At 66.2% G+C, this 17,612-nt stretch carries 19 protein-coding genes and 1 tRNA gene; 13 read left to right on the top strand and 7 right to left on the bottom strand.

The annotated features are described in order from the left end of the window. The first annotated feature begins 36 nt into the window (after positions 1–36). The 6 genes from K2Y56_RS00280 to K2Y56_RS00255 all read left to right on the top strand — a co-directional run bounded on the left by K2Y56_RS00280 (position 37) and on the right by K2Y56_RS00255 (position 4,514). On the top strand, positions 37–1,014 hold the full coding sequence (locus tag K2Y56_RS00280) for a glutathione S-transferase family protein (RefSeq protein ID WP_292503594.1): 978 nt from the start codon (positions 37–39) through the stop codon (positions 1,012–1,014). A 55-nt stretch (positions 1,015–1,069) separates the two neighbouring features. Next, the gene (locus K2Y56_RS00275) at positions 1,070–1,555 is read left to right on the top strand and encodes a hypothetical protein (RefSeq protein WP_292503593.1); all 486 of its coding nucleotides are present in this window, start codon (positions 1,070–1,072) and stop codon (positions 1,553–1,555) included. A 204-nt stretch (positions 1,556–1,759) separates the two neighbouring features. Continuing rightward, positions 1,760–2,677: a thioredoxin gene (trxA, locus tag K2Y56_RS00270; RefSeq protein WP_292503591.1), complete on the top strand. Its 918-nt coding sequence runs from the start codon at positions 1,760–1,762 to the stop codon at positions 2,675–2,677. A 72-nt stretch (positions 2,678–2,749) separates the two neighbouring features. Further along, entirely contained in the window at positions 2,750–3,418 is a 669-nt protein-coding gene (locus K2Y56_RS00265; RefSeq protein ID WP_292503589.1) for an LON peptidase substrate-binding domain-containing protein, read from the top strand. A gap of 24 nt (positions 3,419–3,442) precedes the next feature. Beyond that, entirely contained in the window at positions 3,443–3,649 is a 207-nt protein-coding gene (locus tag K2Y56_RS00260; RefSeq protein WP_292503587.1) for a Trm112 family protein, read from the top strand. A gap of 475 nt (positions 3,650–4,124) precedes the next feature. Beyond that, complete coding sequence (locus K2Y56_RS00255) at positions 4,125–4,514, top strand: hypothetical protein (RefSeq protein ID WP_292503584.1); 390 nt, start codon at positions 4,125–4,127, stop codon at positions 4,512–4,514. A 3-nt stretch (positions 4,515–4,517) separates the two neighbouring features. Here K2Y56_RS00255 and K2Y56_RS00250 read toward each other — a convergent pair whose 3' ends face one another. Further along, positions 4,518–5,246 (bottom strand): GntR family transcriptional regulator, encoded by a 729-nt coding sequence (locus K2Y56_RS00250; protein WP_292503582.1) that lies wholly within the window; start codon positions 5,244–5,246, stop codon positions 4,518–4,520. A 99-nt stretch (positions 5,247–5,345) separates the two neighbouring features. Further along, positions 5,346–6,275, bottom strand: coding sequence for a LysR family transcriptional regulator (locus K2Y56_RS00245; protein WP_292503581.1), 930 nt, complete (start codon positions 6,273–6,275; stop codon positions 5,346–5,348). Positions 6,276–6,391: 116 nt separating this feature from the next. Here K2Y56_RS00245 and K2Y56_RS00240 point away from each other — a divergent pair, with 116 nt between their 5' ends. The 3 genes from K2Y56_RS00240 to K2Y56_RS00230 all read left to right on the top strand — a co-directional run bounded on the left by K2Y56_RS00240 (position 6,392) and on the right by K2Y56_RS00230 (position 8,127). After that, positions 6,392–7,297, top strand: coding sequence for a ring-cleaving dioxygenase (locus K2Y56_RS00240; protein WP_292503579.1), 906 nt, complete (start codon positions 6,392–6,394; stop codon positions 7,295–7,297). Positions 7,298–7,357: 60 nt separating this feature from the next. Beyond that, a complete protein-coding gene (locus tag K2Y56_RS00235) occupies positions 7,358–7,978 on the top strand; it encodes an alpha/beta hydrolase (protein ID WP_292503576.1) in 621 nt (206 codons plus the stop codon). Positions 7,979–8,055: 77 nt separating this feature from the next. After that, positions 8,056–8,127: transfer RNA gene (locus K2Y56_RS00230), tRNA-Thr, on the top strand. Between the two features lie 14 nt (positions 8,128–8,141). Here K2Y56_RS00230 and K2Y56_RS00225 read toward each other — a convergent pair. After that, positions 8,142–8,894, bottom strand: a complete 753-nt coding sequence (locus tag K2Y56_RS00225; RefSeq protein ID WP_292503574.1) for a sulfite exporter TauE/SafE family protein — start codon at positions 8,892–8,894, stop codon at positions 8,142–8,144. 242 nt (positions 8,895–9,136) lie between these two features. Here K2Y56_RS00225 and K2Y56_RS00220 point away from each other — a divergent pair, with 242 nt between their 5' ends. The 3 genes from K2Y56_RS00220 to K2Y56_RS00210 all read left to right on the top strand — a co-directional run bounded on the left by K2Y56_RS00220 (position 9,137) and on the right by K2Y56_RS00210 (position 11,135). Next, positions 9,137–9,922, top strand: coding sequence for a rhodanese-like domain-containing protein (locus tag K2Y56_RS00220; RefSeq protein ID WP_366847978.1), 786 nt, complete (start codon positions 9,137–9,139; stop codon positions 9,920–9,922). Further along, positions 9,919–10,134, top strand: a complete 216-nt coding sequence (locus K2Y56_RS00215) for a SlyX family protein (protein WP_292503572.1) — start codon at positions 9,919–9,921, stop codon at positions 10,132–10,134. Before K2Y56_RS00220 ends, K2Y56_RS00215 begins: the two co-directional genes overlap by 4 nt. 98 nt (positions 10,135–10,232) lie before the next feature. Beyond that, on the top strand, positions 10,233–11,135 hold the full coding sequence (locus K2Y56_RS00210; RefSeq protein ID WP_292503570.1) for an alpha/beta hydrolase: 903 nt from the start codon (positions 10,233–10,235) through the stop codon (positions 11,133–11,135). 6 nt (positions 11,136–11,141) lie between these two features. On the opposite strand, the gene K2Y56_RS00205 is transcribed toward K2Y56_RS00210, so the two are convergent. Further along, positions 11,142–12,287: an endo-1,4-beta-xylanase gene (locus K2Y56_RS00205; RefSeq protein WP_292503568.1), complete on the bottom strand. Its 1,146-nt coding sequence runs from the start codon at positions 12,285–12,287 to the stop codon at positions 11,142–11,144. Positions 12,288–12,464: 177 nt separating this feature from the next. Here K2Y56_RS00205 and K2Y56_RS00200 point away from each other — a divergent pair, with 177 nt between their 5' ends. Continuing rightward, on the top strand, positions 12,465–13,121 hold the full coding sequence (locus K2Y56_RS00200; protein WP_292503566.1) for a class I SAM-dependent methyltransferase: 657 nt from the start codon (positions 12,465–12,467) through the stop codon (positions 13,119–13,121). 157 nt (positions 13,122–13,278) lie between these two features. Here the strand turns inward: K2Y56_RS00200 and K2Y56_RS00195 are convergent, their stop codons facing one another. From K2Y56_RS00195 to K2Y56_RS00185, 3 genes are all read right to left on the bottom strand, one after another. Further along, the gene (locus tag K2Y56_RS00195) at positions 13,279–14,967 is read right to left on the bottom strand and encodes a DUF4214 domain-containing protein (protein ID WP_292503564.1); all 1,689 of its coding nucleotides are present in this window, start codon (positions 14,965–14,967) and stop codon (positions 13,279–13,281) included. A gap of 402 nt (positions 14,968–15,369) precedes the next feature. Beyond that, entirely contained in the window at positions 15,370–15,771 is a 402-nt protein-coding gene (locus K2Y56_RS00190; RefSeq protein ID WP_292503717.1) for an acyl-CoA thioesterase, read from the bottom strand. A gap of 29 nt (positions 15,772–15,800) precedes the next feature. Continuing rightward, positions 15,801–17,561 carry a PQQ-binding-like beta-propeller repeat protein gene (locus K2Y56_RS00185; protein WP_292503563.1) on the bottom strand — a complete coding sequence of 587 codons (1,761 nt, stop codon included), beginning with the start codon at positions 17,559–17,561 and terminating at the stop codon, positions 15,801–15,803. Positions 17,562–17,612: the final 51 nt, after the last annotated feature.

The following is a 17,612-nucleotide window of genomic DNA, read 5'->3' as shown; positions in this document are numbered from 1 at the left end:
CTTTGACTCGACGGATCGACGGCGAAGGGGATGGCCATGGGACTGCTCGTTGACGGCGTCTGGCAGGACAAATGGTATGACACCGCCTCCACCGGCGGCCGCTTCAAGCGAGCCGATGCCAAATTCCGGAACTGGGTGACGGCGGAAGGCAGCCCCGGCCCGTCAGGCGAGGGTGGTTTCCCAGCGGAAGCGGGCCGCTACCATCTCTATGTCTCCCTCGCCTGCCCGTGGGCTCATCGCACCCTGATCGTGAGGGCACTGAAGGGCCTGGAAGATGCGATCTCGGTCTCGGTCGTCGATCCGCATATGGGCGACGAGGGCTGGGTTTTTGACAATTCGCCTGGCGCAACGCCCGACGCCGTCAATGGCGCGAGCCGGCTCTACGAGGTCTACCTGAAGGCCGATCCGGGCTTCTCGGGGCGGGTCACGGTACCGGTCCTCTGGGACAAGAGCCGTTCTACCATCGTCTCGAATGAATCGGCCGAGATCATCCGCATGCTCGATGCCGCTTTCGAAGCGCCCGGACCATCGCTCTATCCGGAAGCGCTGCGGCCCGAGATCGATGCGATGAACGCCCGCGTCTACGACGCCATCAACAACGGGGTCTACAAGGCCGGTTTCGCCACGAAGCAGGAAGCCTACGAAGAGGCTTTCGAAGCGCTCTTTGCCGAACTCGACGCTCTTGACGAGCGCCTCGACCGGCAGCGGTACCTTTGCGGCATCGACCTGACCGAGGCCGATATACGCCTGTTCACGACCCTTGTGCGGTTCGACCCGATCTATGTAGGCCACTTCAAGTGCAACAGGCGCCGCATCGCGGATTATCGGAATCTCTCGCATTACCTGCGCGATCTCTACGCCCTGCCTGGCGTCGCCGGCACGGTGAACCTCACTCACATCAAGCGGCACTATTACGAAAGCCATCCGACCATCAATCCGACGGGCATCGTCCCGCTCGGTCCGGAACTCGACCTCGATGCGCCGAACGATCGCGCCGCTCGGTTCGGTTCGTGACGAACGCCGCACTCAGCCCCTCGACAGATCGACGAACGACCATAGATCTCGCCTCATGACGCTCCGTATCGCTCTCCTCGCTCTCGGCACCGCTCTCGCGATGACCGGACACGCCCAGGCCCAGGCCACCATCGTCCTCGACGGGACATGCGAGCGGCTCGTCATCGCCGGTCAGGATCTCACGAGCGCCTGCAAGCCGAACCTGACCAACGGCGTGGCGCGCAATCGCGCCAGCTTCGAGTTCGCGACGATGGACGGCCGCTCGCTAAGTTTCAGCGGCAACGGCATGCAGCAGGAGCGCACCGAGGAGACCGATGCGCTCCAGCCGATCAATCTCGTCATTCCCGGCGAGAAGGGCGCGGAGGGGATCGTCCGGAACCCGGTCGTCGCCGTGGGCGCCTGCAGCTTCAAGACTCCGGAGCCGGGCAAGACCGCGATCGTATGCGAGGCCAATGCCGCGAACGGCCGCTTCGAGGGAACCTTCGTCACGGACGCGAAGGACGCGGCGAAGGGTGCGGCGAAGGACGCGCCAAAGAACTGAGGTCGACGGCTCGGCCCAACCGGTCGCGGATGGGTGGTGACGGAATGGGAGGCGCGCCCGCTATCGTGGAGATCATTGCGTGCCGCGGCACCTTGGTTGTAGGGCGCGATCTGGTCACGGCGCCGTCAGGACCCATCTATGTCCGGACGGAGGTGTCCGTCGGCCGTATCAGACCCCAAGCACTGCGACTTCTTCGAGGCTTCCATGCTCAACGACGCTCCCGCGCCAAACCCGCCGCAGGCCGGTGCTCAGGGATTTCCGACCAAGGACGTGACCACGGCGAGCTTCCGTCAGGACGTCATCGCGGAGTCGATGAACCGGCCGGTGCTGGTTGATTTCTGGGCGCCCTGGTGCGGTCCCTGCAAGCAGCTGGCGCCGGTCCTCGAAAAGGCCGTCGCGGCGGTTGGCGGCAAGGTCGTCCTCGTCAAGATGAACATCGACGAGCATCCCTCCATCGCGGGCCAGCTCGGCATCCAATCGATCCCGGCCGTGATCGCGTTCCAGCGTGGGCAGCCGGTGGACGGCTTCATGGGCGCGGTGCCCGAGGCCCAGATCAAGAGCTTCATCGAGACCCTGGTCGGTCCTGCGGGCCCGAGCCAGGTCGAGGAGCTGATGGCAGCGGCAACGCTCGCGGTGGAGGAAGGCGACCTCGCCGGAGCCTCCGAGCTGTACGCCGCGATCCTTGCCGAGGAAGCCGACCATGTCGGCGCCCTCACCGGTCTCGCGAAGATCCAGGTCGATGTCGGCGAGCTCGATCATGCCAGGCGTTTTCTCTCGATGGTGCCGGAAGCGAAGGCGAACGACCCCGGTGTCGCCAGCGTTAGGGCGGCACTCGAACTCGCAGAGCAGGCGGCGTCGATTGGCGATCTCTCCGCCTTCCAGCGCCGGATCGAGGCCGACCCTGCGGACCACCAGGCCCGGTTCGACTTGGCGCTCGGGCTCAACGCGCTCAACAAGCGCGACGAGGCGGTGGACCAATTGATTGAGATCGTACGCCAGGACAGCGCTTGGAACGAGGGCGCGGCGCGCAAGCAGCTCCTGACATTCTTCGAGGCCTGGGGGCTGATGGACAAGGCGTCGATCCGTGGACGGCGCCGGTTGTCGACGCTGGTCTTCGCATGACGACGCGTTCGACGTGATCAAGGTTGGGTCCGGTGCCGGCGATTGGCCGGGATCGGGCTCCGAGGAGAAGCGATGAGCACCCATGCGGGTTACAAGGGGCCGGATGATTGTCCGGGCGTGATTCCGGTGTTTCCGCTGCCCGGCGCGCTGCTGCTGCCGCGCGGGCAGATGCCCCTCAACATCTTCGAGCCGCGATATCTGGCCATGATCGACGACGCGCTGCGCAGCGACCGGGTAATCGGCATGATCCAGCCCGACGTCGAGGCCGGGTCGTCGCCCATGACGCCACGCCTGTTCCAAGTCGGCTGCGCCGGCCGCATCACTCAGTTCGCCGAGACGGGTGACGGCCGCTACTTGATCTCGCTCACCGGCATCGCCCGGTTCCGCGTGGTCAGCGAACTCGCCACCACTACCCGCTATCGCCGCTGCCAAGTCGCCTACGACGACTTCCTCACGGATTTCGAGCCGCGGGCGGGGGAGGATGCCGTCGACCGCGAAGGTGTGCTGAAGGCGCTCAAGGATTTCGTCGAGGCGAACGACCTCAAGGTCGACTGGGCAGGCATCGACGAGGCTCCGAACGAGGCGCTGGTCAACGCGCTCTGCATGATGAGCCCGTTCGGTCCCCCGGAAAAGCAGGCGATGCTCGAGGCTCCCGACCTCAAATCGCGGGCCGAGGTCTTGATCGCGGTGACCGAGATGGAGTTGGTGCGCGGCACCGGGGCCGAGACGACCCTCCAGTGACCTGACCGATAGGACTTGCCGACCATGGCCAACGAACCGATCCAAGCGGTGGAAGCAACCCGCGTCGACCCGAAGCTCCTCGAGTTGCTGGTTTGTCCGCTCACGAAGGAGTCCCTCGATTACGATGCCGACAAGCAAGAGCTGATCAGCCGCTCGGCCAAGCTTGCCTATCCGATCCGGGACGGCATTCCGATCATGCTGCCCGAAGAGGCCCGCCCTCTGACTGATTGAAAAGCGAAACCTGCGTCTCGCACGTCCTTTGGGCAATCCTCCGCGCCCTCCTCATTACCGCTCCGAGCTTGTTCGACCTCGTCCAGATGACGACGTCCGTGATCATCCTGGCAGGCGCGATTATGGTGCAGTCCGAGGATCGGAGCCCTGTGCCGCGGCGATTGTCTGAATAGCACTGGCGGGCGGCTCCCTGCGTTGTGGCCGCCCTATCCTGTGGGTGACCGGCGTATCGCAGAACTTCTCACGCGCGGTCATGTCAGTCGCAGGCATCAGCCCAAGCTCTACCGCACGCAATCTTGACTATATCTGCCTCCTGAGGGCGACCGAAGCCGCGATTTTGGCGGCCGGTGTCATAATCTTGCCGTGTGTGATAGTATGATGACTTCAATCCCAACTTTACGGTCCCTTGATCGTTTTGGATCCTCGCCCAGCCCGTGGAGCGAGCGTGGGATAATGCTGACTTGAGGGGTCTTGGATGTTGAAAGTTGCTGTCGTCATGGCCTTGAGCGCCGTTGTGTTGGGACAGAGCGGAGGCGTATCGGCAAAGGATGGCGGCACCTTCAACGGGGCGTGGTCGGTCGACCTCGTCACCGAGAGCGGCATCTGCGATGCGCGCGCGCGCTACGCCGTCGCGATCCGCGACGGCTCTGTGACCCTGGTCTCGGCCAGCGACAGCGCTTCCATTTCGGGCCGTGTCTCTCAGGACGGTATCGTCGGGCTCAACGTCGCCAAGGGCGCGGCGAGCGGAGCGGTGACGGGCCGTTTGGATGGCCGCTCAGGCGGCGGCACCTGGAAGGTGTCGGCCCTATGCTCGGGCCGTTGGACCGCGACACGCCAGGCGACGCGGACGGCGCAGGCCGAGTAAGCCTCAGCCGGCCCTGCGCCGGCTTCCCCCATCTTCGACATAGGGCGCCAGCAGGCGCCCGAGGTCGCGGTCGCGCGGCGGTTCGGCGACGATGTGGGCGCGCTCGGCCACCGCATCGAGGTGATGGTCCATGAGGGCGGTCACCTTGTCCTCGTCCCCCGCAACCAGAGCCGCGACGATCTCGCGGTGCTCACTCACCGCGCAGTCGGACGAATGCGGCCGGCTGTAGAGCGAGAGGATCAGCGCACAGCGATAGCCGAGCTCTCCGACATAGCGGTTGAGCACGGGGCTGCCGGTCATCTCGGCAAGCAAAAGGTGGAACTCGGTAGCGAGGCGGATCGAGGCGGCCTCGGTTCCGTGCCGAGCGGCATCCTCCTGATCGATATGAGCGAGCAGAGCCGCGTGCTGGTCGCCGCTTAGGCGTCCGACCAGTCGCCGCATCACCAGCCTTTCCAAGGCAATTCGGACTTCGAAGGCGTCGCGGGCTTCGTCCCAGCTCGGCGTCGCCACTACGGCGATGCGATTGCGGCGCAGTTCAACCAGGCCCTCGGCGGCAAGCTGGCCCAGAGTCTGGCGGGCGATGGTACGGCTGACACCGAAACGCTCGCCCAAGGCATCCTCCGGCAGGCGGTCGCCCGGCAGCAGCGCGCGTTCGACGATGGCCCGCCGCAACGATCTGCAGATCGTCCCGACCCGGCTCGTCGCATCCTGTGTCGCCGCCTTACCCGCCATGCGCGTCCTCGTCACTGCCCGCAGGTCAGGCGGGTACTCCTCATTCGGCAAAGCAGGACGGAGACCACACCGCAACAAGTCGCACGCGACATCCACCTTCTACGTCTTCGACGCCACATCCCGGCTCCAGGGTGTCGCCAGGAGCTCGCGTTCGAGGAAAGCGATAAGGGCGGTCACGCGCGCCGGGCGCAGGGTACCGGGGGGCATCACCATGTTGAGGGCGATGGGCGGGGGCGACCAGGCCGTCATGACCCGTTCGAGCCGCCCGGCCGCAAGATCGTCCCAGACGAGGAAATCGGGCTGGACTGCGAGACCGAGCCCGGCGCGCAGGGCCGGCGCGAGGGCATCGGCATTGTTGGCGCGAAGCGGTCCCTCCGGTACGACGATGGCCTCACCTCCATCGGCATCGAAGAAACGCCATCGGTCGGGGCTCGGGAGATAGGCGTAGCCGAGACAGGCATGGCGGGCGAGGTCGCGCGGATGCTCGGGCCGGCCGTGCCGGTCGAGATAGGCAGGTGCCGCCACGAGGGACCGACGGATGCCGCACAGGCGGCGGACCTTGAGGCTCGAATCGGCGAGTGCCGCGATGCGCAAGCCGAGATCGAACCCACCGCCGACGAGGTCCACCAGAGCATCGCTGAGGTGAAGGTCGACCTGGACCTGCGGGTGGCGCGCGAGAAAAGCAGGCAGGAGCGGCGCGACATGGGCCACACCGAACGACATCGGGCAGGCGAGCCGGACCCGGCCGCGCGGCTCGGCCGCCGTCGTCAGGGCCAGCGCCTCGGCCGCCTCGCCCTCCGTCAGGATACGGGCGGCCCCCTCCCGGCCGAGCCGGCCGGCTTCGGTCAATGCGAGGCGGCGGGACGTGCGGTGAAACAAAGGCGCGCCGAGGCGGGCCTCCAGCCGGCTCACCGCCTTCGACACGGTGCCTTTCGAGAGGCCGAGTTCGGTCGCGGCCCTGACGAAGGAGCCGGTCTCAGCGACCTTGGCGAAGATGGCCCAGGCCTCGAAGTCGGGAAGACGTGCCATTAGCAGCGATCTCGAAACGATGCGTTTCCATCGTTTCCATTTCGGACGCTCAAGGCAAGGTCCATATCGGCGTCACACGCTTCGTCACCTCGACGAAGCACGCGAGGAGATCCGCCATGTCCGCCCACGGTCTGCACCACGTCACCGCCTATTCCGGCCCTGCCCAGCGCAACCTCGACTTCTATCGTCGGGTGCTCGGGCTCCGGCTCGTGAAGAAGACCGTCAATTTCGACGACCCGGGCACCTACCACCTCTACTACGGCGACGAGGCCGGCAACCCCGGCACGATCCTGACCTTCTTCCCGATCGAGCAGGCTGCACGTGGCCGGCTCGGCACCGGCGAAACGCAGGAGACTGCCTTCACGGTGCCGCGCGCGTCGATCGCAGCCTGGATGGATCGCTTCGCGTCGCATGGCGTCGCCTTCGAGACGCCGGTGCAGCGTTTCGGCGAAACGGTTGTGCGATTTACCGATCCCGACGGCATGTCGCTCGCGCTCGTCGGCATCGACGGGTTGGGGGAGACAACGTCCTCCGAGGCCATCCGCGGCTTCCACGGCGTCACTCTGCGCCTCACCGAGGCTTGTCCGACGGCGGCGATCCTCACCGATGTCCTCGGGTTCACCGAGCGCGCCCGTGAAGGCGCGTTCGTCCGGTTGGGAAGCGACGCAAAGCTCGGCGGCCTCGTCACGATCGAGGCCGTCGGCGAGGCTGAGCGAGGCCGGCCCGGCGCCGGCACGGTCCACCACATCGCCTTCCGTGCGGCGGACGATGCCGAGCAGGAGGCGATGGCAGCGAGGCTGAGGGAGCGGCACGGTCTCTCGGTAACGGAGCAGCGCGACCGAAACTACTTCCGGTCCGTCTACTTCCGCGAGCCGGGCGGCGTGCTGTTCGAGATCGCCACCGACATCCCGGGCTTCGCCTTCGACGAGCCCGCGGACGCCCTAGGGGAAGCACTCAAGCTCCCCTCCGGCCTTGAGGCGCACCGCGCCCGGATCGAGGCGGTCCTGCCGCGCCTCGACTGAACGGCATCTCCGCCCCGGTCAGCCGGGGCGGATCGCCCTCCTCTGTCCCATGGTGATGTCATGACCGGCCAGAACCTGAGTTTCATTCATCGCTTCGACCCCGGCACTGATCGAAGCCGACCGCCGCTTCTCCTCCTGCACGGGACCGGCGGCGACGAGACCGCCCTCATCGGCCTCGGGCGCGAGATCGCCCCTGGCGCGGCCCTGCTCTCCCCGCGCGGAGCGGTGCTGGAGCGCGGCATGCCGCGCTTCTTCCGCCGCCTCGCCGAGGGCGTGTTCGACGAGGCCGACCTGCTCCGCCGCGCCGGCGACCTTGCCCGCTTCGTCACCGAGGCACGGAGCACCTACGGGCTGACAGCTCCGATCGCGGTCGGATTCTCCAACGGCGCCAACATCGCGGCGGCGACCCTGATGCTGCATCCCGGCACCTTCATGGGAGCTGTGCTGATCCGCGCCATGGCGCCCCTCGGCGAAACACCGGACGTCGATCTTAGCGGGCTCCCGATCCTGATGCTGTCTGGTAGCGCCGACCCGATCGTGACGCGGGAGAATGCCGGTCGTCTGGCACAGGACCTCGCTGCTCACCGCGCCGACCTCGATTACCGCATCCTCCCGGCAGGCCACGCACTGTCGAATGCCGACGTCGCGCTCGCTACCGATTGGCTGTCGCGGTTCGGCTGATCCTCGGCAGCCGCGGCATCCTGAAGGCCAATCGGGTTGAACCCCCGCGCCGTCGCTGCTAGCAAGCCATCACGGTCGCCGGTGTAGCACAGCGGTAGTGCAGCGGTTTTGTAAACCGAAGGTCGGGAGTTCAATCCTCTCCACCGGCACCGGGTTTTTCGCGTCAGATCACGGCGCGGGAGGCGAGATGGAGTCCGAGACCCAGGAGCCCGAGGAAGAAGCAGCGTCGGAACACCGATTCGCTGACTCTCCCTCGCACCCAGCCGCCGAGCAGCATGCCGGCGAGGGCAGGCACCAGGGCCAGGGTCGAGACGCCAGCGATGCGAAGGCCGAGGACGCCGCTGCCGGTGAGCGCCACCGCGAGGGCGACGGTCGACACGGTGAACGAGAGCCCAAGTGCCTGGATGAGATCCTCCCGGCCTAGGCCAAGGGACCCGAGGAAAGGCGCAGCCGGGATTGAGGAAACGCCTGTTGCAGCCGTCACCAGACCGGTCGCGGCACCGGCCAGGGGCGCGAGCCAGCGTTCTGCTCCTGGCGGCACCCTGAAGCGCGGTGCGGTGAGGCCGAGGATCGCCGACGCGATCAGCGCGAAACCCAGGGCGATGAGGGCCCCTCCCCCGAACTGGCCGTGCAGCAGCGCCGCCACCGCCAGGGTTGAGATGACGCTCGCAGCAAGCATCGGCCAGAGCCGGCGCGCCAGCGGAGCGAAGCGTGGGCCAGCAGCGAGCTGCCAGACATTGGTGACGAAGGCCGGTACGACGAGGAGTGCGGCGGCCTGAGCCGGCGCCATGATCAGGCTGAGCAATCCCATAGCGACGGGTGGGAGCCCGAGCCCGACCACGCCCTTGACGAAGCCCGCGAGGAAGAAGGCGAAGGCTGCGACGGCGAGCGCGGCGGGATCGAGATCGAGGAGCATGAACGCCGTACACCCGTTAAGTATTTATTTTTTCAGTTAGATTCCGCCCTGCACTCAGCGCCGGCAGACCGTGGCGTAGTCGGGCGCCTCAGCAAATATGTCCTGTTAGCATCGTCCTGAGCATCGCTACCACCGAGGCAGCGCGGGTTCTTCGGTATTATGGGTCCCTGGCGCATGTTTCAGCGCTTCGGCGTGGAGGAAGGTGCGCCCCGCCGGTTCGGCGCCGCTTCGGGAGGCGTTCCATGCCGGCTCGCCCCCTGCTAGAGCGGGGCGTCATGTCCTTCACCGTCGCCGCCCTCTACCGCTTCGTCGCCCTGCCCGATGCCGCAGACCTGCATCTGCCGCTCATCGCACTTTGCGAAGCGCATCGCCTCACCGGCACGCTTCTCATCGCCCGCGAAGGGTTGAACGGAACCGTCGCCGGGACATCAGCCGACATCGAGGCTTTCCTGATCGAGCTGCGCCATGCCTCCCTTTTTGGCGGACGATTCGAGCGCCTGGATTGCAAGCTGTCGCGAGCAGCGGAGCCGCCGTTTAGCCAACTCAAGGTGAGGCTGAAGCCCGAAATCGTCACCTTCGATCGCGGCGTGACCGATCCCTGCACCGCCGCGCCCGAGCCGGTCGCGCCGAAGGAGTGGAACGCGCTGCTCGACAGATCGGGGCTGCTCCTCATAGACGCCCGCAACGCCTTCGAGGTGGCGCTCGGCAGCTTCCCGGGCGCGGTCGATCCCGGCCTCAAGCGGTTCTCGGATTTTCGCGCCTATGCCGATGGGCTCGATCCCGCGGCGCATCCGATCGTCGCCATGTACTGCACCGGCGGCATACGCTGCGAGAAGGCCGGCGCCTATCTGCGGGCACGGGGCTTTGCCGAGGTCCACACCCTGGCGGGTGGCATCCTGCGCTACCTGGAGGCCGTGCCGGAGGCCGAGAGCCGCTGGCGCGGCGACTGCTTCGTCTTCGACAACCGGATCGCCCTCGGGCCGGGCCTCGTCGAGCGCCCCGACCACGCACCGGAATCCCTTCGATGAGCGATGCCGACCTCGCCGAGCGGATCGTCACCCTCGAGATGCGCCTGACCGAGCAGGACCTGACGCTGGAAGACCTCAACCGCACGATCACCGAGCAATGGCGGCTCATCGACCGGCTCAGCCGGCAGATCGCCGCCCTGCAGGAGCGGATCGAGGAGGCGGGCAACCGGCCGCAAGGGGGAGCGGCCGAGCAACCGCCGCCGCATTACTGACCCCCTGCGATACAGCTGCCCAGTTCGCCTCGCCATTCGGTCATGAATCCGCCCTCTCCGGCATGGATCAGGGATTACTGCCCCGTTTCGAGAGCTGAATGACTCGTTTCCTGACTGCTGCCGCCGGCTATTTCACCCTGGCCCTCAGCGTCCTCGGCCTCGGTGCCTGCTCGCCGCTGGCGCTGTTCGATGCCCTAGGCCCGCGCGACGGGGGCGGACGGCTGGCACTCAAGGATGCGGCTTACGGGCCCGGACCCCGCGGACGGCTCGATGTTTTCGTCCCCGTCTCGGCGCCTGCCAGCGCGCCGGTGCTTGTCTTCTTCTACGGCGGCTCGTGGAAGGGCGGATCGAAGGAGGATTACGCCTTCGTCGGACAGGCGCTGGCGGCGCAGGGGTTCGTGACGGTGATGCCCGATTACCGGCTCTACCCGGAGGTTCGCTTCCCCGCCTTCCTCGACGATGGAGCGGCCGCGATCGCGTGGGTGCGCGACAACATCGTTGCCTATGGCGGCGACCCGCGCCGCATCGTCCTCGCCGGTCATTCGGCGGGCGCCTACAACGCCGTGATGCTCGGACTCGACCACCGTTACCTGCGAAGGGCCGGCGTGAACCCGCAGGCGATCCGCGCCGTGGCCGGGCTCTCGGGCCCCTACGACTTCCTGCCGCTGGACGAGGGCACCGCCCAGCAGGTCTTCGGCGAGGCACCCGACAAGGCGGCGACCCAGCCGATCACATTCGCTGGCCCGCTCTCGCCGCCGGCCTTCCTCGCAACCGGCGAGGCCGATACCATCGTTCGCCCCCGCAACACGCGGAGCCTCGCCGCCAAGCTTCGCGCCGCCCGCGTCTCGGTGCAGGAACGGGTCTATCCCGACCTCGATCATGCCGATACGCTGCTCGCCCTCTCGGTCGCCTTCCGTTCGAAGGCACCGGAACTCGCCGAGATGACGGCGTTTCTCAAGCAATTCGCAGAGGAGCGTCCCACCACCGCGGCGCGCCGTTGATGCGTGTCAGCCCAGCCGCAGCCGCGCACGTGCGGTGCGGTGATCCGGCGCGTCCGTGAACGCCCTTCGCATCGCGAGCCAGAGCGGCGTGCGTCGGTAAGCTTCGTCGAGGGGCAGAGCCCGCTGGGGTAGGCCATCAGGGCGTCGCCGCTGCGGACTGGTATTCAGCCATGAGTTGGCGTTGGTGATGTCCCAGGTGGTCACATTGAGGACTGCCGGCTCGTCGAGGACGACGTCCAGGAAACGGCGGGCAAGATCCGCGACCTTCGCATCGCGCAAAGCGACATCAGCCGGAAACGCGCGGTCATCAACGTCGAATTCCGTGATCTCGATGGCGTAGCCCATCGAGGCAACCTCGCCGAGGAAACGGCGCAGGGCCTCCGGGTCGAAGGGGATCGTGCTGTTGAGGTGACCCTGCAGGCCGAAGCGGCGTATCGGTACGTTGCGCGCTTTAAGCCTCGCGAGTTTCTCTAGGACCGCCGTCCGGCGGGCATCGACCCAGCCGGCGGACATTTCGAGGTCGTCCTCGTTCCACAGACCGGCGGCCCTCGGGTCGGTCTCGCGAAGGATCGCGAAGGCGAGGTCAACGTAGCCGGGGCCGATGGCGTCGAGCCATGGCGTGCGTCGGAGACCGTCACCGCGCCCGTCCTCGGGCCGGATGATCTCGTTGACGACATCCCAGGATTCGATGCGGCCTCGATAGCGCCCCGCGATCAGGCCGATCCAGCGACGCATCAGGGCCTCGGCCTCACGCCGTTCGATCCGCGCTTTCGCCCAGTCCGGAAGCGCGTTGTGCCAGACCAGCGTAGTACCGCGAAGGCGCTGGCCGTTGGCTTTGGCGAAGGCGAGGGTCTCGTCCCCGCCGGCGAAGGCCTGGCGTCCCGGCTCCGGCCAAGCGTAGATCATCTTCATCTCGTTCTCGGGCACCACGAGACCGCATTCTCGGCCGATCGCGCGGCCATAGGCGGGATCGCGCCGCAGGGGCGTGATGTTGACGGCCGAGCCATAGGTAAGACCTTTGGACCTTGCCGCCTCATGGAGGCCCTCCGGCGCGAGTGCCGAACCGGGTTCGGAGCCCGAGAAGGCCGCCAGCGCAGTCCCCGCCAGCACGGTGCGCCGGCTGGGCGTTCCAGCCCGGCCTTCCGACGTCACGGCGACGGTCCTGACGCGAAGCTGCCGGATCTGGCGCTCAGATTGCTCATCGACGATCGAGTGTCCGTTTCGGCATCTGGACAGTCCCAGACCAAGGCGATCGATGCCTTCGATCGTCCAGGACTGGAACATCACGCTGGAAGATGGCGGTAACTGGGAGAACGGCAAGGATGGCGCATGTGGTGGCGTAGGCCGACGAAAGCGGATGTCTACGCAAACCGGTTCCGGCAACGGCGGGTGCGGGACTTCCTGGCGATCTGCGACGAGATCCTCGCGGATCGGGGACGCTGCCGGGTACTCGATCTGGGCGGCGCGGCCGATTACTGGCTCGGCCTCGAAACCCTGTGGCAGGACCGGCCGCTCCATTTCACCCTGGTCAACCTCTACGCGGAGGAGACGCCGGACGCGCGCTTCACGGCCATCATCGGCGACGGCTGTCGCCTCGCTGAGATCGCCGACGGCAGCTTCGACGTCGTGCATTCGAATTCGGTGATCGAGCATGTCGGCTCTTGGCAGAACAAGGTCCGGATGGCGGCCGAGATCCGTCGCGTCGCGCCTCGCTACTACGTGCAGACGCCGAATTACTGGTTCCCGGTGGAGCCGCACTTGCGCACGCCCCTGATCCACTGGTTGCCGCGTCCCTTGCAGCGAAGCCTGCTTATGCGGAGCGCCCACGGCTTCTTCCCCAAGGCCGAGACCCTCGACGACGCCGACCGCATCCTCTCGGATTCGAGCCTCCTCGACGCGGTCGAAATGGCGGCGCTGTTTCCGGACGCGCGGATCGAGCGGGAGAGGTTCGGTGGGCTGGTGAAGTCGTTTGTGGCAATCAGGTGAGGCTCAGATTCCCTGGGTCTGGAACTCCCTGTCTAAGCGGAACAAGCCCGAAGAACGGCCGGACACGTATGTCCGCCCAATTCCACACATTCGACAGCCGCTTCTGTGTGACTGTCGCGGAATGTTGTGCCACCCCCTCGTGTTCGCCACTTACCGATCAGCCCGTGAGGAAGAATCCGTTCTCGATGACGCCCACAAGGTGAATCTGGGCTTCTGGCGATTCAGCGATCGCCGCCGCGACCGCACCGCGGGTTCCAACTGCGTCGAGATAGGCGACCCAACCCTGCAGACCTGCGGTCTCTGCTGGGCGGTCAAGCGCGTTTACATAGAGCGAGTTGACATAGGTCGCATTGTCGGCAGTCGATGCCGCTTTGCTCTCCGGCGAGCTGAGAAAGGCATTTGCCGCACCGGAAAGCGATCCGCCCTCCTTAAGATAGTTCGTCCATCCCGAAAGCCCGCTCGCGTCCGGTGGCCGGTCGAGAATCGCATAATAGAGGCGAGCAGCTTGCGCGGCCTGAGCATCGGTGACCACGATCCCTGTTGCGAGCTGTGGCTGCAACGCATTCAGAAATTCGGTCGAAAGCGAGAAATCCACTGCGACCTGGGCTCGCGCGCCGCCCGCACCGAGGAAATTGACGTAGTTACTGAGACCATCCTGATCAGGCTCCCGTCCCAGCGTAGTGCGGTAAAGCTGGGTGACGAACTGCACGTCTGTCGCCGCCCCTGAGCGCGCCTGACCTTCAGGCGAGTTAAGGAACAGGGCCGCAAGATCGCGCAGTGATGTGCCGGCATTTACTGCAGCCGTGTTCACTTCGATCCCTAGCGAGTCGGGCGCTCGGCCGAGGAGGCCCGCGTAGAGGGCGTATACTTTGCCGCCATTACCCGAAATGTCGGTCACCTGCTGCCCGAATACGGGATTGAACAGGTCCCGCAGGTAAACGTCCGCCCGAAAGTTAGCGTCGGTCGGCACGAGCGCGAGATCCGACGTGAAGGCAACGCGTGCGCCGTCGATCGAAAATACGGCCTGCCTTGCGTATCCATCGGCCAGCACTTCTCGAGTACCGGTGATCAGGTCAGTAAGCACGACGCGATCGGTGGTCACGCCAGAGCTGCCAGTGGTCCGCTCGTTGAAAAGAACCTTGGTTCCGTCGGGCGAGTAGGAGGGATCGAAATTGCTGCCAAACCCCAGCGAACTGTCAGGATTCGAAATCGTGATCAGCGTACCCGTTTTCGTGTCGAGCGAGTAAAGATTGCCGAGCGATGACGGACCGGTGCCGACGTTACCGGTCGGCCTATCTACCAGAAGGATCTTGGATCCATCTGCGGAGATGGCTCTTGCTTGGTACCCCGTCGTATTTGGGACAACCGTAATCGCGCCCGTGCTTAAGTCCTTGATGAAGACATCCGCAAGCCCGTTCGTGTCGCCTGTCACGAGGTTCGCAGCTGCACTCGTAAAAACGACCTTGCTGCTGTCCGCTGTGAAGAAAGCTCTCTGCCCTCCCGAGGCTTGCGATCCGTCTGCTGCGGTGGAGACCAGCGTTAACGCTCCACTCGTCAGATCTTTGACGTAGACGTCGCCGACGCCATTGGTATCGTGAGCAACCAAGTCGGATTGGCCAGTCGAGAAAACGAGTCTTTTGCCGTCGGGGGAGAAGGTCGGATCTATCGCGACCCTGTTGCCAGCCGTTTGGCTGGTTAACTTTGTGCTGTTCCCAGTCGCCAAATTCTGTGTGTAGAGGTCATACGAAATACTGCTTGTTATTGTCTGCGTCGCGAAAGCGGCGGTCTTGCCATCGCGCGAGATCGAGAAAGAGGAGACAATTCCTACAAACGGATTGTTCGACAAGTCCGTAAGCTGTCCGCTGATGAAATCTCGGGCTCTGAAAGAGTATGAGTCACTCCCGAACCCGCTACCCCCGTTCGCTGCGTAAACCACAGTTCGTCCATCTGCGAGGAATTGCGGAGAAGTAGATCCCATACTTCTGAGACCTCCATTGTCGGTCGATATCCGCACCGCTGGCCCTGGCATCCACTTACTCCCTATCCGCCCTACAATGTCATACAGTGAATTACATACTACGCAACGGCAAGATGCGTCCAGCTCGCTTGTCCGAGATCACTCGGAGGACGAGCATGGAGTTGAGGTGGAGCCAAAGCTTGAGATCTTTTCTTGATCCGGCACTCTGCTGCGCCAGTGGGAAATCTGGGGCTTATCAGGGATCGCCGACATGCTGCCTGCATCCGGCACCTAACCAGTTTCAGGCGGCACCACCCGCGGCCGCCGCTCTTCATCGATCGCCACGAAGGTGAAGCGCCCCTCCGTCACCTTCATGGTCACCTCCCCGGTGCGCTCGCGGCGCCAGACTTCGACCTGGATGCGGATCGAGGTGCGGCCAACGCCGACGATCCAGGCGTAGAGGCTGACCTCGTCGCCGACGAAGACCGGAGAGTGGAAGGTCATGGCGTCCACCGAGATCGTTGCGCAGCGGCCGCGCGAGCGTCGCGCCGCGACGTTGCCGGCGGCGAGGTCCATCTGCCCCATCAGCCAGCCGCCGAAGATGTCGCCGGCCGGGTTCGTGTCCGACGGCATGGCGATGGTGCGCACCACCGGCGGACCCCTGTCGGTCGGTTGGGCTTGCGACGCGTCCATGGTCGGGGACCTCACGGGGGGACTACTCGTCAATCGGGCAGCGCGAATACGACCAAGGCATCGCCGGTGCCGAAGCCTGATCCCTTGGTGTAGGAGGCACCTCCGGCCGCCACCGCGATGTACTGCGTCGATCCGAGCGAAAAGCTGACCGGCGGTCCGCTGATCCCCGCACCGCACTGGAAGCGCCACAACATCGCGCCGCTCGTCGCGTCATGTGCGTTGAGATGGCCGTCCTCCTCGCCGGAGAAGACGAGGCCGCCCGCGGTGGCGAGCGTCCCGCCCGACAGGCGGGTCTTCGACTTGACCGACCAGGCGACGGCGCCGCCGCTCGCGAGGTCGACCTTGGTGAGCGCGGAGAAAGCCGGCTCGCCGGGCGCCTCCGCCGTCTCGGTGTAGCGGATCGCCGGGCGCCCGGCGGCAGCCGGCACCGTCTTGACGATGTAGGTGGTGGCGCTCTGGCGAACCTGCGCATAGGCGGCGCCCGCGGCCGCATCGTAGGCGACCGGGTGCCAGGAGATCGCGCCGAGGGGGCCGGGGCTCACGACGGTGCCGGCCTCGCTCGGCGGAGCGAACAGGTTCTTCTGCTGGACGAGGGAGGCCGAGCGACCGATGAGGGCACCGCTCGCGCGGTCGTTGACGTAGATCCACCCGGTCTTGCTCGCCTGCGCCACCGCCTTCACCGGTCCCTGCGCGGTCGGGTAGTCGAGGAGGAAGGGTGGGCTCGCGACGTCGTAGCCCCATTCGTCGTGGGGGACGTGCTGGTGATACCAGCGCAGGGTTCCGGTGCGAACGTCGAGGGCAACGAGGCTGACCGAATAGAGGTTGTCTCCCGGCCGCGAGGCGCCGAAATTCTGCGGCGCCGGGTTGCCGGTACCGACATAGACGAGGCCGAGGGCGGGATCGTAGGCCGGCGTCATCCAGAGCGAGCCGCCGCCGACCCGCCAGGAACTCCCGAACCGGGAAGCGGCCGCCTTCTCGGCGGCGATGTCGCGGCGCAGGGGCAAGCCGTCGGCGGTGGTCTCGACGAAGCCGCCCTCCCAGCCATCCTCCTTGGTGACGTACCAGCGCCAGCGCTCCTGCCCCGTGGCGGCGTCGTAGGCGGCGAGCCAGCCGCGGCGGCCGTAGCCGCCCTCGATCCCCACGACGGCGCCGCCCTCGACGCCGCCCTTGTCGTCCTCGACATGGAGGCCGTAGCCGGCGCCCGCCACGCCGACGATGACGAGCCCGTCCGCCACCAGCGGCGGCATCTTGAAGCCGAGCCGGCTCGAACCCTGGACACCCTTGGCGCCGAGGGTCGCGGCAAGGCCCGACGCCGTCTCTGATTCGCCCTCCTCCGGGCGCACCGCCTCGTGGTCCCACAGCACCTTGCCGGTCTTGGCGTCGAGGGCGATCAGGCGCCCGTCCATGGTCGCCTCGAACACCTTCCCGCCCGAGACGGCGACGCCCCGGTTGGAAGGCGGCCCGAAGATTTTCTCCGTGCGCGGCTTGTGGGTGTAGGTCCAGATCACCCGGCCGGTGCCGGCCTCCAGGGCGGCGACGTGGTTCTGCGTGGTGGAGACGTACAGCACGCCCTCGACCACCACCGGCTCGGCCTGGAAGTAACCGGTGATCCCGGTCTGGAAGATCCAGGCCGGTCGCAGCCGCTTGACGTTGGTGCGGTCGATCTGGCTCAGCGGCGAGGCATGCTGATTGGTGTGGTCGCGCCCGAACATCGGCCAATCCTCGGCCCGCGCCGAGGAGACCGCGGCGAGGGCGAGGGCCATCATCAGGCCCTTACGGATGGCGACCATGGCATTTCCTTCCCGAGATCTGTCCGGGCTGGATGCCTGACTTTCTCGCTC

The sequence above is a fragment of the Methylobacterium sp. genome (genome assembly GCF_019745455.1).
Classification (GTDB): domain Bacteria; phylum Pseudomonadota; class Alphaproteobacteria; order Rhizobiales; family Beijerinckiaceae; genus Methylobacterium.
The sequence above is the reverse complement of the archived record's forward strand: the minus strand, read 5'-3'. Positions and strand labels throughout refer to the sequence as shown.

What these genes read in the sequence shown, in the direction of transcription:
- K2Y56_RS00185 (WP_292503563.1), bottom strand. Translation starts at nt 17,561, where the DNA reads ATGGTCGCCATCCGTAAGGGCCTGATGATGGCCCTCGCCCTCGCCGCG.
- K2Y56_RS00190 (WP_292503717.1), bottom strand. Translation starts at nt 15,771, where the DNA reads ATGGACGCGTCGCAAGCCCAACCGACCGACAGGGGTCCGCCGGTGGTG.
- K2Y56_RS00250 (WP_292503582.1), bottom strand. Translation starts at nt 5,246, where the DNA reads ATGGCGGGTAAGGCGGCGACACAGGATGCGACGAGCCGGGTCGGGACG.
- K2Y56_RS00260 (WP_292503587.1), top strand. Translation starts at nt 3,443, where the DNA reads ATGGCCAACGAACCGATCCAAGCGGTGGAAGCAACCCGCGTCGACCCG.
- K2Y56_RS00275 (WP_292503593.1), top strand. Translation starts at nt 1,070, where the DNA reads ATGACGCTCCGTATCGCTCTCCTCGCTCTCGGCACCGCTCTCGCGATG.
- K2Y56_RS00240 (WP_292503579.1), top strand. Translation starts at nt 6,392, where the DNA reads ATGTCCGCCCACGGTCTGCACCACGTCACCGCCTATTCCGGCCCTGCC.
- K2Y56_RS00200 (WP_292503566.1), top strand. Translation starts at nt 12,465, where the DNA reads ATGTGGTGGCGTAGGCCGACGAAAGCGGATGTCTACGCAAACCGGTTC.
- K2Y56_RS00245 (WP_292503581.1), bottom strand. Translation starts at nt 6,275, where the DNA reads ATGGCACGTCTTCCCGACTTCGAGGCCTGGGCCATCTTCGCCAAGGTC.
- K2Y56_RS00255 (WP_292503584.1), top strand. Translation starts at nt 4,125, where the DNA reads ATGTTGAAAGTTGCTGTCGTCATGGCCTTGAGCGCCGTTGTGTTGGGA.
- trxA (WP_292503591.1), top strand. Translation starts at nt 1,760, where the DNA reads ATGCTCAACGACGCTCCCGCGCCAAACCCGCCGCAGGCCGGTGCTCAG.
- K2Y56_RS00280 (WP_292503594.1), top strand. Translation starts at nt 37, where the DNA reads ATGGGACTGCTCGTTGACGGCGTCTGGCAGGACAAATGGTATGACACC.
- K2Y56_RS00210 (WP_292503570.1), top strand. Translation starts at nt 10,233, where the DNA reads ATGACTCGTTTCCTGACTGCTGCCGCCGGCTATTTCACCCTGGCCCTC.
- K2Y56_RS00215 (WP_292503572.1), top strand. Translation starts at nt 9,919, where the DNA reads ATGAGCGATGCCGACCTCGCCGAGCGGATCGTCACCCTCGAGATGCGC.
- K2Y56_RS00265 (WP_292503589.1), top strand. Translation starts at nt 2,750, where the DNA reads ATGAGCACCCATGCGGGTTACAAGGGGCCGGATGATTGTCCGGGCGTG.
- K2Y56_RS00225 (WP_292503574.1), bottom strand. Translation starts at nt 8,894, where the DNA reads ATGCTCCTCGATCTCGATCCCGCCGCGCTCGCCGTCGCAGCCTTCGCC.
- K2Y56_RS00235 (WP_292503576.1), top strand. Translation starts at nt 7,358, where the DNA reads ATGACCGGCCAGAACCTGAGTTTCATTCATCGCTTCGACCCCGGCACT.
- K2Y56_RS00220 (WP_366847978.1), top strand. Translation starts at nt 9,137, where the DNA reads ATGCCGGCTCGCCCCCTGCTAGAGCGGGGCGTCATGTCCTTCACCGTC.